The 13,494-nt window shown below is 68.6% G+C and carries 11 protein-coding genes; 3 read left to right on the forward strand and 8 right to left on the reverse strand.

Annotation, left to right across the window (positions count from 1 at the left end):
- Window positions 1-4: 4 nt before the first annotated feature.
- From IEY36_RS13185 to IEY36_RS13205, 5 genes are read right to left on the reverse strand one after another with little or no spacing between them, the layout of a single operon-like run.
- Window positions 5-2,299 (reverse strand): penicillin acylase family protein, encoded by a 2,295-nt coding sequence (locus IEY36_RS13185; RefSeq protein ID WP_188967539.1) that lies wholly within the window; start codon window positions 2,297-2,299, stop codon window positions 5-7.
- Window positions 2,296-3,873 carry an ABC transporter substrate-binding protein gene (locus IEY36_RS13190; protein ID WP_188967540.1) on the reverse strand — a complete coding sequence of 526 codons (1,578 nt, stop codon included), beginning with the start codon at window positions 3,871-3,873 and terminating at the stop codon, window positions 2,296-2,298. Before IEY36_RS13190 ends, IEY36_RS13185 begins: the two co-directional genes overlap by 4 nt.
- A gap of 41 nt (window positions 3,874-3,914) precedes the next feature.
- A complete protein-coding gene (locus IEY36_RS13195; RefSeq protein WP_188967541.1) occupies window positions 3,915-4,424 on the reverse strand; it encodes a (2Fe-2S)-binding protein in 510 nt (169 codons plus the stop codon).
- The gene (locus IEY36_RS13200; RefSeq protein WP_188967542.1) at window positions 4,421-6,733 is read right to left on the reverse strand and encodes a xanthine dehydrogenase family protein molybdopterin-binding subunit; all 2,313 of its coding nucleotides are present in this window, start codon (window positions 6,731-6,733) and stop codon (window positions 4,421-4,423) included. Before IEY36_RS13200 ends, IEY36_RS13195 begins: the two co-directional genes overlap by 4 nt.
- Window positions 6,730-7,587 (reverse strand): FAD binding domain-containing protein, encoded by an 858-nt coding sequence (locus tag IEY36_RS13205; protein ID WP_188967543.1) that lies wholly within the window; start codon window positions 7,585-7,587, stop codon window positions 6,730-6,732. Before IEY36_RS13205 ends, IEY36_RS13200 begins: the two co-directional genes overlap by 4 nt.
- Window positions 7,588-7,799: 212 nt before the next feature.
- Between IEY36_RS13205 and IEY36_RS13210 the strand changes: the two genes are divergently transcribed.
- Window positions 7,800-8,576: a TetR/AcrR family transcriptional regulator gene (locus IEY36_RS13210; protein WP_188967544.1), complete on the forward strand. Its 777-nt coding sequence runs from the start codon at window positions 7,800-7,802 to the stop codon at window positions 8,574-8,576.
- A gap of 129 nt (window positions 8,577-8,705) precedes the next feature.
- Window positions 8,706-10,052: an LLM class flavin-dependent oxidoreductase gene (locus IEY36_RS13215; RefSeq protein WP_188967545.1), complete on the forward strand. Its 1,347-nt coding sequence runs from the start codon at window positions 8,706-8,708 to the stop codon at window positions 10,050-10,052.
- A 49-nt stretch (window positions 10,053-10,101) separates the two neighbouring features.
- Here the strand turns inward: IEY36_RS13215 and IEY36_RS13220 are convergent, their stop codons facing one another.
- From IEY36_RS13220 to IEY36_RS13230, 3 genes are all read right to left on the reverse strand, one after another.
- The gene (locus IEY36_RS13220; RefSeq protein ID WP_188967546.1) at window positions 10,102-10,611 is read right to left on the reverse strand and encodes a fasciclin domain-containing protein; all 510 of its coding nucleotides are present in this window, start codon (window positions 10,609-10,611) and stop codon (window positions 10,102-10,104) included.
- A gap of 97 nt (window positions 10,612-10,708) precedes the next feature.
- A complete protein-coding gene (locus IEY36_RS13225) occupies window positions 10,709-11,551 on the reverse strand; it encodes an alpha/beta fold hydrolase (RefSeq protein WP_188967547.1) in 843 nt (280 codons plus the stop codon).
- Complete coding sequence (locus tag IEY36_RS13230; RefSeq protein WP_229681299.1) at window positions 11,548-11,913, reverse strand: hypothetical protein; 366 nt, start codon at window positions 11,911-11,913, stop codon at window positions 11,548-11,550. The genes IEY36_RS13225 and IEY36_RS13230 overlap by 4 nt, the downstream gene beginning before the upstream one ends.
- Window positions 11,914-12,065: 152 nt before the next feature.
- Here IEY36_RS13230 and IEY36_RS13235 point away from each other — a divergent pair, with 152 nt between their 5' ends.
- A complete protein-coding gene (locus tag IEY36_RS13235) occupies window positions 12,066-13,493 on the forward strand; it encodes a LutB/LldF family L-lactate oxidation iron-sulfur protein (protein ID WP_188967549.1) in 1,428 nt (475 codons plus the stop codon).
- The last annotated feature ends 1 nt before the right edge of the window (window position 13,494 follow it).

The following is a 13,494-nucleotide window of genomic DNA, read 5'->3' on the forward strand; positions in this document are numbered from 1 at the left end:
CGCGTCAGCCTGGCGCCAGCGATTGTCGCGCCGAAGCCGTTGCGGCGAGACCATCCCAGCCGTAGCGCATCGGCACCATGCGCGCCGCAGCCCAGGCCACGTGCTGGTTGGCGTAGTGTGGGCTGCCGGGATGGCCCGACGCACCGTGGAAGACGGTCCAGCGGGAGTTTTCCCAGGCCCCGACGTCAAAGGCGTAGCGCGCCAACGCGCCATAGGTCGCCCGCGTGCCCGCATGAGGCAGCAGCCCGTTCGCGAAGACCGTGTCGCCATCACCGCCGATGGCCTGCGCGACCGGGTCGAGCATCGGCGCGGCGTCGGGGAACATCGCCGATAACGGATGCATGAAGCGCGGGCGATGCGCTTCGCCCCAGGGCTGCGCCGCGAGTGGATCGACCGCGGCGGTGACGAGCGCGACCTGCAATGCCTGTGGCCAGCTCCAGTTACCCAGCAAGGTGGCGTCATTCGCCCGCAGCAGTGCCGGCAGCGTCCACCAGAGCTGGTTCAGCGGGACCACGCCAGGCGCCACGGCGAGCAGCGGATCGCCCGCCAAGGCACCAAGCCCGCTGCGTTCGGCGAGGATGCGCGTCAGTGCCAATCGCAGCGCGATGTAGCCACTCGCGGCGAGGCTCTCGGCCGACATCCGCCCGTCCCAGTCGAGCAGCCGCTGCCGCAGCGCTGCCGCTTCACCCGACACGGGCAGCGCGGCCAGGTTGTCGCGCAGCAGCAGCGCATTCGTTGAGAGCGTGTCACCATGAATCAGCGCCGATTGCGCCTCGGCATCCGCACCGGGCCGAGACAGCAGCTCCATGATGCGCCGCGCGCGATTGGGCGGATGGCAATCGGTGCAGAGGTAGTCCGCGCCACCATCGGCTACGACGCGGTTGTTGGCGGTGACGATGACGCCACCTTCCGGGTCGATCTGCTGCGGCATGGTCTCGAAGGGAATCCAGCCATCCCATTCATGCTCGCCGGTCCAGCCGGGCACCGGCAGCCAGCCATTCGCGCGCGGCCGTCGCGGCACCATGGCGCGCACCAAGTGGCCGATGCGGCCCTGCATGTCGCCGGCGACAAGATTATGGTCGATCAGCCCCCAGCCACGCGTTGCTTCGAACAATGCTGGCACGCTGGTGGCACGCAGCATGCGCGGCAGGCAATCGAAGGACAGGTCGGTCTCGGCGAATTGCACCGAGCGCAGCGCGATGGCCGTGCCTGAGGCCGGGTCGCCGGCGACGATCGGGCCATGCGCGGTCTCCACCACCTCGATCTCGCGCGGCGTGGCATCGCGGATGGCGATGCTCTCCCGCCGTCGCGTCACCGGTAGCCAGGTATCGCGGAAACGTACATGCGCCGCGGTGTCATCGAAGCGTTCGACGAACAGGTCGTGGATATCGACAAAGGCATGGGTGACGCACCAGGCGACGCTTCCGTTATGCGCAAAATGCGGAAAGCCCGGCACGCCCGGTACGGTCAGGCCGATGACGTCGAAGGCATCGCAGGCGAGATGTCCCTGCGCATACATGTTTGGGATCTCGAAAACACGATGCGGGTCACCGGCCAGGAAGGGCCGTCCGGTGGCGCTGCGTTGCGCGGACATCGCCCAGTTATTGCTGCCACCGCCGGCCGCATCCGGCGCGGCGCGGTCAAGCAACGCGGCGATGGCAGGCGCGAGTTCCATCAACGTTGCCGTCCAGCGCGGCGCCTCGACGCCAGGCGGGATGCAGAGCAGGTCGATCCCGCCATCCTCGTAGCGCAGCTTCATGGCCTGCTCGGCGCCGATATTCGGCAGCGCCGCCGCCCGCCACAGCTTGAACCACACCGATCCCATCAACAGGCCGAGCCGCCGCATCACGGCGATCGGGTGCCAGGCCTCCCAGCGCAGCGGCGTGGCACCCAGCAACCCGTATTCCACCGGCAATGGCGCGCCTGACTCCAGATAGGCATTCACGCCCGCGACATAGGCCTCGAGCATGGCGCGCGCCTCGTTGCCCAGTGCCGCAAAATCGCGTCGGCACGCAGCCTCCATGCCGAGGCGACGGCACAGCACATCCATCTCCGTCGCCGAGGCGCCAAGCCATTCGGCGCTGCGCCCGAGGCCGCGGCGCAGGTTCAGTTCCATCTGGAACAGTCTGTCCTGCGCATGGACGAAGCCCTGCGCCAAGAAGGCATCGCGCTGGCTCGCCGCGCGGATATGCGGCACGCCTTCCGGGTCCCGCAGTACCTCGGCAGGTTCGGCCAGGCCAGCGACGCGCAGCGTGCCGTCCAGTGGCGGCAGCGCCGCGCGCAAGGTCTCCGGCGTCATGCGGCGAGTTCCACCCCCCAGAAGATCGGGTAGGAGGATTGCACGATGTTCTTCAGCGTCGTGCGATACCCGGCCGGGATGGTGAACTGCCCCCACATCACCGAGGGCGTCAGCTCATAGGCGATGGTCTGGATGTCCGCTGCCACGCGGGCGCGGGCAGCTTCGTCCTCGGCCTTCGCGAACGATTGCAGCAGCCGCGGAATGCGGTCGTCGCAGGACCAGCCCGGAAAATCCGCGCAGGTCGAGGCGATGTAGAAATGCGTGAGGGGGGAGAACATGTCCGTCCCGTTCGCATAGACCGAGAACATCGACCACCCGTCGCGCCGCACGCGCCGCGCCAGCACCGTGCCCCAATCCATCACCTGCTGGTCCACCGTGAAGCCGGCATCCTTCATGTTCTGCACGAGCACCATGGACGCGGTCTGGCTGATCGACCCGCCCACCTCCATGGCGATCACCGGTTCGCCGCGATAGCCGGAGGCAGCAAGTTCCGCCCGCGCCGCCGCAATGTCCACCCGCGCAGCGTCGGCACCCGCTTCGGTGGAATAGGGCGCGTTGCACATCCAGAAAGACGGGCATTGCGGCGCGCGGAAGCGTTCCGGCACGCCGATCGCGGTCAGGATCGCGGTCTGGTCCGCCAGCTTCCACAGCACGCGCCGCACCGCCGGGTTGTCGAATGGCGGCGCCGCATGGTTGAGGCGGAAACTGCCCTGGAATTGCTGCAGCCCGCCGAGGCCCAGCAGTGCCACGCCACGCGCGCGTTCCAGCCGTGGCAGCAGGTCGAAGGGCAGGTATTGCATGTAGTGGATCTCGCCCTGCATCAGGGCGTTCGCGCCGGTCATCTGGTCGGGCATGACGCGCAGGTTGAGCTGGTCGACCTTCACCACCTTGCCGCCAGCGAGAAAGCTCGGCGCTTCGCTGCGCGGCACATAGTCGGCGAAGCGTTCCAACACCATGAGATTGCCCGGCCGCCACAGATCCGCCCGAAAGCGGAAGGGGCCGGAGCCGACGATCTCGGTGATGCGCTGCGTGTTCGGCACGCGCGCGAGGCGTTCGGGCATCATCACCGGTAGCGGCGCATTGGGCTTGCCCAGCATCTGCAACAGCAGCGGGAATGGTTCCTTCAGTGTCAGCACGAAGCTGCGCGCATCGGTCGCTTCCATTGAGGCGGTCGCCGCCGCCAGCATGCGCCCGAGCGGGTCCCTCGGCGCCCAGCGTTGCAGCGAGAGCACGCATTCCGCCGCCGTCACCGGCGCGCCGTCATGCCATTTCAAACCGTCGCGCAGGCGGAAGCGCCAGGTCAGGCGATCGGCGGAATTCTCCCAGGCCTCGACCATCTGCGGCTGGATCTGCCCATGGTCATCCATGGCGAACAGCGTGTCGAAGACATGGGTTGCGAAGGTGCGGGTGATCGCCGCCGTGATCACATGCGGGTCGAGGATCACCACCTCGGATTCCAGCACGATGTCGAGTGTGCCGGCGGCGCGCGCCTCGCGCGGATGGATGATGCCGGAGGCGGCGAGCGTCGCTCCGCCGGCAAGGATGGCCCGTCGGCCCGTGCCATGATGCAGCATGCCCATTTCCTTCACCCTTATGGGGCGAAGCCTAGGACCGTTTATGCCGGTGTGGAAATGGCCCCCGCGTCATCCCACCGCCCGAGCCTGCGTGCCGCCGCGCGCACGGCATCGAGGATGCCCTGATACCCCGTGCAGCGACACAGGTTCGATGACATCACCTCGCGCAGGCTTGCCTCGGTGATCTTCTGCGGCCGTTCCAGCATCCAGGTGGCGAGCATCAGAAAGCCCGGCGTGCAAAAGCCGCATTGCAGGCCGTGGTGATCCTGAAACGCCTGCTGCAACGCATTCAGCGTGCCGTCGGCGGCGGCGAGGCCCTCGATGGTGCGGATCGCGGCACCGTCGACCTGCACGCCGAAGATCAGGCAGGAACGCATTGGCGCGTCATCGACCAGCACGGTGCAGGCACCACACACACCGTGTTCGCAACCGACATGCGTGCCGGTCAGGCCACAATTCTCGCGCAGCGTCTCTGCCAATGTGCGGCGTGCTTCGATCTCCACGCATTGGGTCTGTCCGTTGACGGTGAAGGTGGTGCGGTGGCGGCTCATCGCGCGGCCTCGGCGGCGCGGATCAGGGCGCGGATGCGCGGCGGCGTCGCCGGGATTTCGGTGATCTCGATGCCGAAGGGCGCGAGCGCATCGCTGATCGCATTGGCGATCGCCGCCGGCGCACCGATCGAACCGCCTTCGCCCAACCCCTTCGCGCCGGTCAGCGTGGCCGGGCTGATCGTCTCGCGGTGATGGATCTCGATAGTCGGGATCTCGGCGCATGTCGGCGGCGTGTAATCCGCCAGCGTGCCGGTCAGGATGTTGCCATCCTCGGCATAGACGATCTCCTCGAACAACGCATTGGCGATGCCTTGTGCCACGCCGCCGCGCACCTGCCCATCGGCGATCAATGGATTGATGATGCGCCCGGCATCCTCGACGACGAGGTAGCGTTCGATGCGCACAAGGCCCGTCTCGGCATCGACCTCGACAATCGCGGCGTGGCAGGCGTTGGAGAAGGTACCGCCCGGATCATATGCGGCAGTCTCGGCCAAGTTGAAGTCGTCGAACAGGTCGCTGCGCTGATGAACCTGCTTCGCCAGCGCGGCGAGCGCAACGGAGGACCCGCTCGCGGCAACCGCCTGGCCGTCGCGCAGCGTGATCTCCTCGGCCTTCGCCTGCAGCACCGTCGCCGCCGCCGCACGCAGCCGCACTGCCAGCTTGTCAGCCGCCGTCCGGCAGGCACCGCCGCTGATCACCGTCGCGCGGCTGGCGAAACTGCCCCAGCCATAGGGTGTGCGGTCGGTGTCGCCATGGATGACGCGAATGACATCGGGTGACACGCCAAGCCGGTCCGCGACGATCTGCGCCAGCGTGGTGCGCAGCCCCTGCCCATGCGGCGACGCGCCGATGCGCAATTCGATCTCGCCGCCTGGCGTCATGGCGATGTCCACCACTTCATAGCCCGGCACGATGCCCATGCCGCGAGCCGCGAAGGCCGGCGTGCCATAGCCGGTGCGCTCATTGAACACGGCAAGACCCAGCCCGATGAACCGCCCCTCCGTCCGCGCCGCCGCCTGCCGCGCGCGAAAGGCAGGAATGTCGAGCAGCGCAACGGCGTCATCCAACGTCTCGACGTAGGACGCGTCATCCAGCGTCAGCCCTGTAGCCGTCTGATACGGAAAGCTGTCCACCAGGTTGCGCCGGCGGATCGCCACGGGGTCGATGCCGATGGCCTTCGCCGCCTGATCCATCAGGCGTTCCAGCCCGAAGGTGATGACCGGACGCGACACGCCGCGATAGGGCGCCATCGGGCAGGTATGCGTCAGCACGCCGCGCGCTCGCGCACTGTAGGCCTGCACCTTGTACGGCCCGGGATACTCGGCAAAGGCCATCAGCGGTTCGACGCCGCAGGTGGTGGGATAGGCGGAGAAGGCGCCAACATTGGCGAGGATCTCCGCCTCCAGCCCCAGCAGCGTTCCATCGGCATCGAAGGCGCCGCGCAGCACATGGCGCTGGTCGCGCGAATGGGCCGAGGCGATCAGGTTCTCGTTGCGATCCTCGATCCAGGCGAAGGCGCCACGATGCCGCCGCGCCAGCCAGACCAACACGGCGTATTCCGGGAACAGCGCCATCTTCTGCCCGAAGCCACCGCCGACATCGGGAGCGACGACCTGCAGGTCGCTCTCCGCCATGCCGAGCAGCTCGGCGATGCCGGTGCGCAGCATATGTGGCATCTGCACCGAGGCGGTCAGCCTGATGCGCCCGGTCGCGCGGTCATACTGCGCGCAGCCTGCCCGCGCTTCCATCGGCGTGGCATTCTGCCGGCGCGAGAGGATGGCAAGCTCAACGACATGCGGCGCCGCGGCGAAGACCGTTTCGCAGTCCGGCGAACGAAGCACGCCTTCCACCGCCACATTGCCCGGTGCCGCGCCATGCACCGGCGCCGCATCCGGCAACAATGCGGCGTCGAGGCCCACCACGGCCGGCTCGACCTCGTATTCGACTTCGATGGCTTCGACGAGATCCTCGGCAAGTTCCGCCGTTGCCGCTGCGATGGCCGCGATGGCTTGGCCGACGAAATGCACACGATCGCCCGGCAGCACCGGCTGTTCGACGGCGCGATAGGCGAAGCGATGCAGCATCGGCTTGATGGTGGCGGTGCCGGCCATCTCCGTGGCGCTGACGAACACCGCGCCGGGCGGCATCTCGGCCGGTGGGCGCAAGGAGACGATGCGGCCATTGGCGATCGGGCTGCGCAGGAAGCGCACCACCAGCGCGCCGCTGGTGGTATCGGCGGTGAAGCGGCCTTCGCCGCGCAGCAGCGCCGGATCCTCAAAACGGCGAAGGCTCCGCCCGACCCAGTTCATGCGGCGAAGGCCTGCGTCAGAGCGCGGCGGACCATGCTGCGGACCAGGTCGCGGCGGTAGTCGGCCGGCGCGTGGATATCGTCCTGCGGGTCACAGTCTGCGGCGGCGCAGGCGGCGGCCTCGCGGGCGATGGCAGCGCTTGGTGGCTGGCCGATCAGCAGCGCGGCCGCCCGCGACGCCAGTTCTGGCCGTCCGCCGATGCCGCCCAGCGCGATCCGGACCTCCCGCATCCCCCCATCCTCGATGCGGATCGCGACGACCGCCATGGTCAGGGCGAAATCCCCGGCGCGACGGCTGAACTCCGCAAAGCCGCAGCGCCAACCTGGATCGAGCAGCGGCAGCCGCACTTCCGCCAGCATTTCGCCGGGCTCGATCGCGGTGGTGAAGACACCCTGGAACCAATCCGCAGCGGCTATCTCACGTCGGCCATCGGGCCCGGCAAGCAGCAGTGTCCCACCCAGCGCGAGCACCGTCGCGCACCATTCGGAAGCCGGGTCGGCATGGGCGAGGCTGCCGCAGAAGGTGCCGCGCTGGCGGATTGGCGCATGGGCGATGCTGTGCGCGACCTGGGCGAGCAGCGCTCCGACCGGGCCAGCGGCGACCGGCGTCTCGAACCAGGCGTGGCGGGCGAGGGCACCGATGCGCAGGCTGTTGCCCTCGGCCTTGGTATAGGCCAGCGCGGAAATGCGGTTGATGTCCACCAGCACGCTGGGCCGCGCCATGCGGAATGCCATGGTCGGCACCAGGCTCTGCCCGCCGGCCAGGATGCGCGCCTCCTCGCCATGGTTTCGCAGCAGGTCCAGCGCCTGGTCGAGTGTCGCGGGCGCATGGTAGTCGAAGGCAGCTGGCTTCATCGAGGGCCCGACGGATGATGTGCGGAACGGCGTGCAGAGTAGGGGTGCCGCGCCCACCGGGTCCATCCGCTTGCGCGGGGGGACGGCCGGACCGGTCGCGCGGCTCGCTGCCGTCCCGCCCGGTCACGGAGGCTTGCCCGGCCGGCAAGTCATGAGAGGATGCGCCCCGCCGATGCCTGCGCGCCGGCGTCTGACCAGTCTGGAGGAACGCGGTGGCACGCTCCGCGCCGAAGCCAAGAACCACGGCCAAGCCAGCCGCCGAACCGACACCCGCCACCCCCGCAAAGCCGGCGGCCCGGCCGCGCGGTCGTGCCGCCGCCGCACGGCAGACCGAGGACCTGCTCAGCATCCTTGAACTCGGCGGCTACACGCAGCCGGCGCAGGGGCGGATCGTGCAGATCTTCGAGGTCGCCTGCCGGCTATTCGCCGGCAAGGGCTTCGACGGCGTCTCGATGCGGGACCTCGCGCTGGAATGCGGGATCTCCAAGGCGACGCTCTACCACTACTTCCCCGACAAGGATTCGCTGCTGCGGCCGCTGGCGATGGGCGTCACCAAGGCGATCTACCTGCATGTCGCGCGGCATGACGACCCCTCGCTCGGTGCCCCGGACCGGCTGCGCCGCTGCGTGGTCGAGAGCGCGCGATTCTTCGAACGCCATCGCTGGGCGTGGATCGCCTCCGCCTCCACCTTCTGGAACGATCCGGAGCTGCGCTTCCGGCGCGAACGCATCGGCTGGCGCGACCGCTATGAACGGCTGGTGCGCGAGATCCTGGAAGCCGGCATCGCCGCGGGCGAGATCCGTCCGCTGGATGTCCCGGTCGCCGGTCGCATGATCCTCGGCGCCATCAACTGGATGCCGCGGTGGTATGACCCGAAGGGCCCGCTGACCGCACCCGATATCGCGCAGTCCTTTTGCGACATGGTGCTGGGCGGCATCCTGGCGCCGGCCAAACGCGCGCCTGCCCGCAAGCCCCGCGCACCGGCATGACCGCCATGCGGGGCGACCGCGCGCCTCGCACCTTTGTTTGTCCGCCGCGCCTGCCTACCTGCTGGGGCAAGGGCCTCACGGCCATCGCCGGCGCCACCATCTCCGCGGCGCCTGACCAGGAGCATCACCATGTCCGATCGGCGTCGCCTGCATCTGGGGGCCTTCATGCGGCCCGTGACGATCCATACCGGCGGCTGGCGCTATCCCGGCGCCTGGCCGGAGGCGAATTTCAGCTTCCCGCGCCTGAAATACCTGATCCAGCGGCTGGAGGCGGGCAAGTTCGACGCCTTCTTCATGGCCGACCACCTGGCGCTGCTCAACATGCCGGTCGAGGCGCTGCGTCGCAGCCATACCGTGACGTCCTTCGACCCGCTGACGCTGCTGCCGGCGCTGGCCGCGGTCACCGAGCGGATCGGCCTGATCGCCACGGCGTCCACCACCTATAACGACCCCTATCATGTGGCGCGGAAATTCGCCTCGCTCGACCACATCTCGAACGGTCGCGCGGGCTGGAATGTCGTGACCACGGCCAACCCCGACGCGGCGCTGAATTTCGGCCATGACGCCCACATGGCGCATGGCGAACGCTACAAGCGCGCCCGTGAATTCTACGATGTCGTCACCGGCCTATGGGACAGCTTCGCCGACGACGCCTTCATCCGCGACGTCGAGAGCGGCATCTTCTGGGATCCGGCGAAGATGCATGTGCTCGACCATGTGGGCGAGGAACTGCGGGTGCGTGGCCCGCTCAACGTTGCGCGACCGGTGCAGGGCTGGCCTGTCATCGTCCAGGCGGGTGCGTCGGATGCCGGGCGCCAGCTCGCCGCCGAGACGGCCGAAATGGTGTTTGCCGCGGGTGGCCCGATCGCCGATGCGCAGGCCTTCTACGCCGATGTGAAAGGCCGCGCGGCGCGTGCCGGACGAGACCCGGAGGGCATCAAGATCCTGCCCGGCGCCCTGGTGGTGGTCGGCGACACTGTCGAGGAGGCTCGCGCCAAGCGCGCCCATCTCGACAGCCTGGTGCATTACGACAGCGCGATTGGCTCATTGTCGATCGCCCTCGGCGTGGATGCGCGCAGCTTCCACCCCGACGGCCCGTTGCCCGAGATCCCCGACACCGAATCAAGCAAAAGCGGCCGCGAGCGCGCCATCGCCCTGGCGCAGCGCGAGGGCCTGACGGTGCGCCAACTGGCCCAGCGGCTGGGCGGCTACGGGGGGGCGGCCATCGTCGGCACGCCGGCCACCATCGCCGACACCATGGAGGAATGGCTGGAAACCCGCGCCTGCGACGGGTTCAACGTGATGTTCCCGCATGTGCCGGTCGGGCTCGACGAGTTCGTCGATCGCGTGGTGCCTGAACTGCAGCGGCGTGGGCTGTTCCGTGCGGAATATGAAGGCACGACGCTGCGCGACCATCTCGGCCTGGCGCGGCCGGAGAACCGGTTCTTCGCGCCCGAGGCGCGCGCGGCGGAATAGGCCGGCTGATTCAGCCTGGGCGGGGTGGACCCCCGCCCAGCGCTTGACGTCAGGCCGGGACCAGCACGCTGTCGATGACCTGGATGATGCCGTTCGAGCACAGCAGGTCCGGCCGGATGATGCTGGCCGAGGCACCCGAGGGCTGCGCCCCGACGCGCACCGCCTGGATGCGCGGCGCGGTGTTCGTGCCGCCGACGATGCGGATGTCGATGCCGCTCAGCATGCGGACCCGGCCGTCACGCGCGCGGATATCGGCCAGGCGCAGGCGGCCGGCGGCGATCAGGTTGCGGAGCACCGGCGCACCGCCTTCGCGCATCGCCGGCGGGGCGCCTTCCAGCGCCGCATTGGTCGGGGCGAAGACGGTGAAAGGGCCAGCGCCGGCCAACAACTCGTCGAGATCCGCGCTGCGCAGCGCCGAGCGGAAGTTCGAGACGTCGGACATGATGCCGAGCACGCTCATGATGGGGAAGCGGCCATCGGCGGTGACCTGCTCCGTCGCGCAACCGGCGAGGGCCAGGGCTCCGCCGCCGGCGGCGAATAGGGAACGACGCGTGATCACCGGCGCTTCTCCTTGAATTGGGGCGAATCGGGTCCCGAGGACGGGGCGCGGCCTTTTCGCGCCCTGAAAGGCGGAGGGCAAGCCCCGAGAGGATGGATTACGAAATGGAATCAAAACGAGCGAGCGCCGGCAGCAGGTGCACCCTCAGCGCGGCGTAGTCCTCGCTCATCGGAAAATGGCCGAGGCCCTTCATGATCACGGCCTCGGCACCCGGTACGGCGGCGGCGGTGGCGAGGGTATCCTCCGGTCGGCAGGAATAGTCGTATTCGCCGGAGAGCAGCACGACCGGGCAGCGTTTCGTATCGATGCCGGCAAGACGGGGGCGCAGGTCGCCCTCGCCCTTGTAGAAATGCAGGTCGCCGCGGAACACGCCGGGGCCGCCCTGCATGTAGTGCCACAGCGTCTCCCAGCGATCCGCCTCGGGCGCGGTGGGGGCGATCAGGCCGGAGACGACGCCGGCGCAGACCTCCCCGCCATGGGCATGGGGGTGGTGCAGCCATTCGGTATCGTAATAGGGCGCGACGAAGGCCGAGGATTGCAGACCGATCACCCCGCGCACCGCCTCGGCATGTCCAGCGGCGAGGTCGAGCACGATCCGCCCGCCGATCGAACACCCCATCACCAGAGGCCGGTCAAGCCCGAGTGCGGCCGAGACGGCCAGCGCCATGCCCGTATAGGCGGCGGTGGTCAGGCGGTATTCCTCGCCCTGCCAACCCTCGGGCGGGGAGGATTTGCCGTGCCAGGGCATGTCGAAGGCGATGCAGCGGAAGCGGTCGGTCACCGCCGCGTCGTTCATCAGGTGGCGCCATTGGCGGCCGTCGCTGCCGGCGGTGTGCAGCAGCAGCAGCGGGATGCCTTGGCCGGCTTCCTCGACGTAGACGCGGTGCGGGCGGCCTTCGAGGTCCAGCCTCAGGTAGCGGCCGATGATGGGCTCGATCATGCCGCAGGCTCCCGCAGCAGGGCGAGGACGCCCTTGAACCAGAACAGATGCGCCATGAAGGGTTGGACGTTGCCCTCCACCCGCAGGGCGCCGTTGCGCATCAGTGCCATCAGGTCGTGCCAGCCGGGCGGCGGCGGGCTGGTCAGGAAGCGCGCCAGGCCATCCGGGGCGAAGCGTAGCGCCAGGTCAAAGCGCGGCATGATGGCGGCGGCAGGGTCGGCACTGATCAGGACGCCGTCGCGGACCACCAGGGTCCAGGCGCGGTCGCCGGCTTCGACCAGGACAGTGGCGTTCAGATGCCGGCCCCAGCGTGCCAGGCCCGGCGCAGCGGCTGCGCGGGCGGGCAGCGCGGCAAAATTCATGGGCATTCGGGCCTGAGGCTGGACATGATGCTTCCTCAATCGTTGCGGGAAGGCTAACCGCCGTCCACTGCCCACGCAAACCCGCCCCTCACGCCGGCGCGCAATTCGCGCTACAGGGTCAGCACGCGAGACCTTTTGTCGAAGGACACCCCGTGGTCCAGATCACCTCACCCGCCTTCAAGCAGAACGCCGCTCGGGCGCTGGCCGATGCCGGTCTGCAGAAGGCGCTTGGCAAGGCCAAGGGTGCCTTCCTGCAACGCCGTGCCGAGGCCGTCTCGCGCCTGCCGGAATTCGAGCAGTTGCGCGACATCGGGCGCGACATCAAGAACCACACCCTGGCCAATCTCGATTTCTACCTCGAGACCTACGCCGCCAATGTCGAACGCGCCGGTGGCACGGTGCATTGGTGCTCGACCGCCGATGAGGCGCGCGCTGCGGTGTTGGAGATCTGCCGTCGCGCCGGGGCGAAGACCGTTACCAAGGGCAAGTCGATGATCTCCGAGGAGATCAGCATCAACGACCACCTGGAAAAGCACGGCATCACCCCGGTCGAGACCGACCTCGGCGAATACATCATCCAGCTGCGCCACGAGCACCCGTCCCACATCATTGCGCCTGCCTTCCACCTGAACCGCGAGGATTGGGAGGCGGATTTCCGCCGCATGCACACGGACCTCGACCCGAACCGCGTGTTCAACGAACGCCGCGACATCCTGGCGGAGGCGCGCACCAAGCTGCGCTCACGCTTCCTGGCCGCCGATGTCGGGATCACGGGCGCGAATTTCCTGATCGCCGAGACAGGCTCCTCCGTCATCGTGACGAATGAGGGCAATGGCGACCTGACGCAGACCCTGCCGCGCGTGCACATTGCGCTGGCCAGCATCGAGAAGGTGGTGCCGACGCTGGAGGACGCGACCTCCCTGCTGCGCCTCCTGGCTCGTTCCGCCACGGGGCAGGATTTCTCCGTCTATACGACCTTCAGCACCGGGGCGCGGCGGCCGGCGGACCTGGACGGGCCGGAGGAATACCACGTCGTCCTGATCGACAATGGCCGGTCCAACATGATCGGCTCTGAGTTCCAGGAGATGCTGCGCTGCATCCGCTGTGCGGCCTGCATGAACCACTGCCCGGTCTATGGCGCGACCGGCGGGCATGCCTATGGCTGGGTCTATCCGGGGCCGATGGGCTCGGTGCTGACGCCGTCGCTGGTGGGCATCGACAAGGCGGGGCATCTGCCGAACGCTTCGACCTTCTGCGGCAAATGCGAGAGCGTCTGCCCAGTGAAGATCCCGCTGCCGAGCCTGATGCGCCATTGGCGGGAACGCGAATTCGAACGCCACCTGACCCCGGCGGCGGTGCGGTGGAACCTTGGACTGTGGGCGTGGTTCGCCAAGCGGCCGACGATGTACCGGCTGGCGACGCGGGCGGGCATCGGCGCCTTGTCGCTGTTGGCGCGGGGGAAGGGGGCGTTCCGGTCGATGCCCTTCGCGGGCGGCTGGACCAAGGGGCGCGACCTGCCTGCGCCGGAACGCGGCGGCACCTTCATGGCGCGCTACGCCAAGATGCAGCGGGGGCGCTGAG

The sequence above is a fragment of the Neoroseomonas lacus genome (assembly GCF_014644535.1).
GTDB lineage: Bacteria > Pseudomonadota > Alphaproteobacteria > Acetobacterales > Acetobacteraceae > Neoroseomonas > Neoroseomonas lacus.

Coding starts and splice junctions, on each gene's coding strand:
- IEY36_RS13205 (WP_188967543.1), bottom strand. CDS start 7,587: ATGAAGCCAGCTGCCTTCGACTACCATGCGCCCGCGACACTCGACCAG.
- IEY36_RS13230 (WP_229681299.1), bottom strand. CDS start 11,913: ATGAATTTTGCCGCGCTGCCCGCCCGCGCAGCCGCTGCGCCGGGCCTG.
- IEY36_RS13190 (WP_188967540.1), bottom strand. CDS start 3,873: ATGCTGCATCATGGCACGGGCCGACGGGCCATCCTTGCCGGCGGAGCG.
- IEY36_RS13200 (WP_188967542.1), bottom strand. CDS start 6,733: ATGAACTGGGTCGGGCGGAGCCTTCGCCGTTTTGAGGATCCGGCGCTG.
- IEY36_RS13195 (WP_188967541.1), bottom strand. CDS start 4,424: ATGAGCCGCCACCGCACCACCTTCACCGTCAACGGACAGACCCAATGC.
- IEY36_RS13185 (WP_188967539.1), bottom strand. CDS start 2,299: ATGACGCCGGAGACCTTGCGCGCGGCGCTGCCGCCACTGGACGGCACG.
- IEY36_RS13225 (WP_188967547.1), bottom strand. CDS start 11,551: ATGATCGAGCCCATCATCGGCCGCTACCTGAGGCTGGACCTCGAAGGC.
- IEY36_RS13215 (WP_188967545.1), top strand. CDS start 8,706: ATGTCCGATCGGCGTCGCCTGCATCTGGGGGCCTTCATGCGGCCCGTG.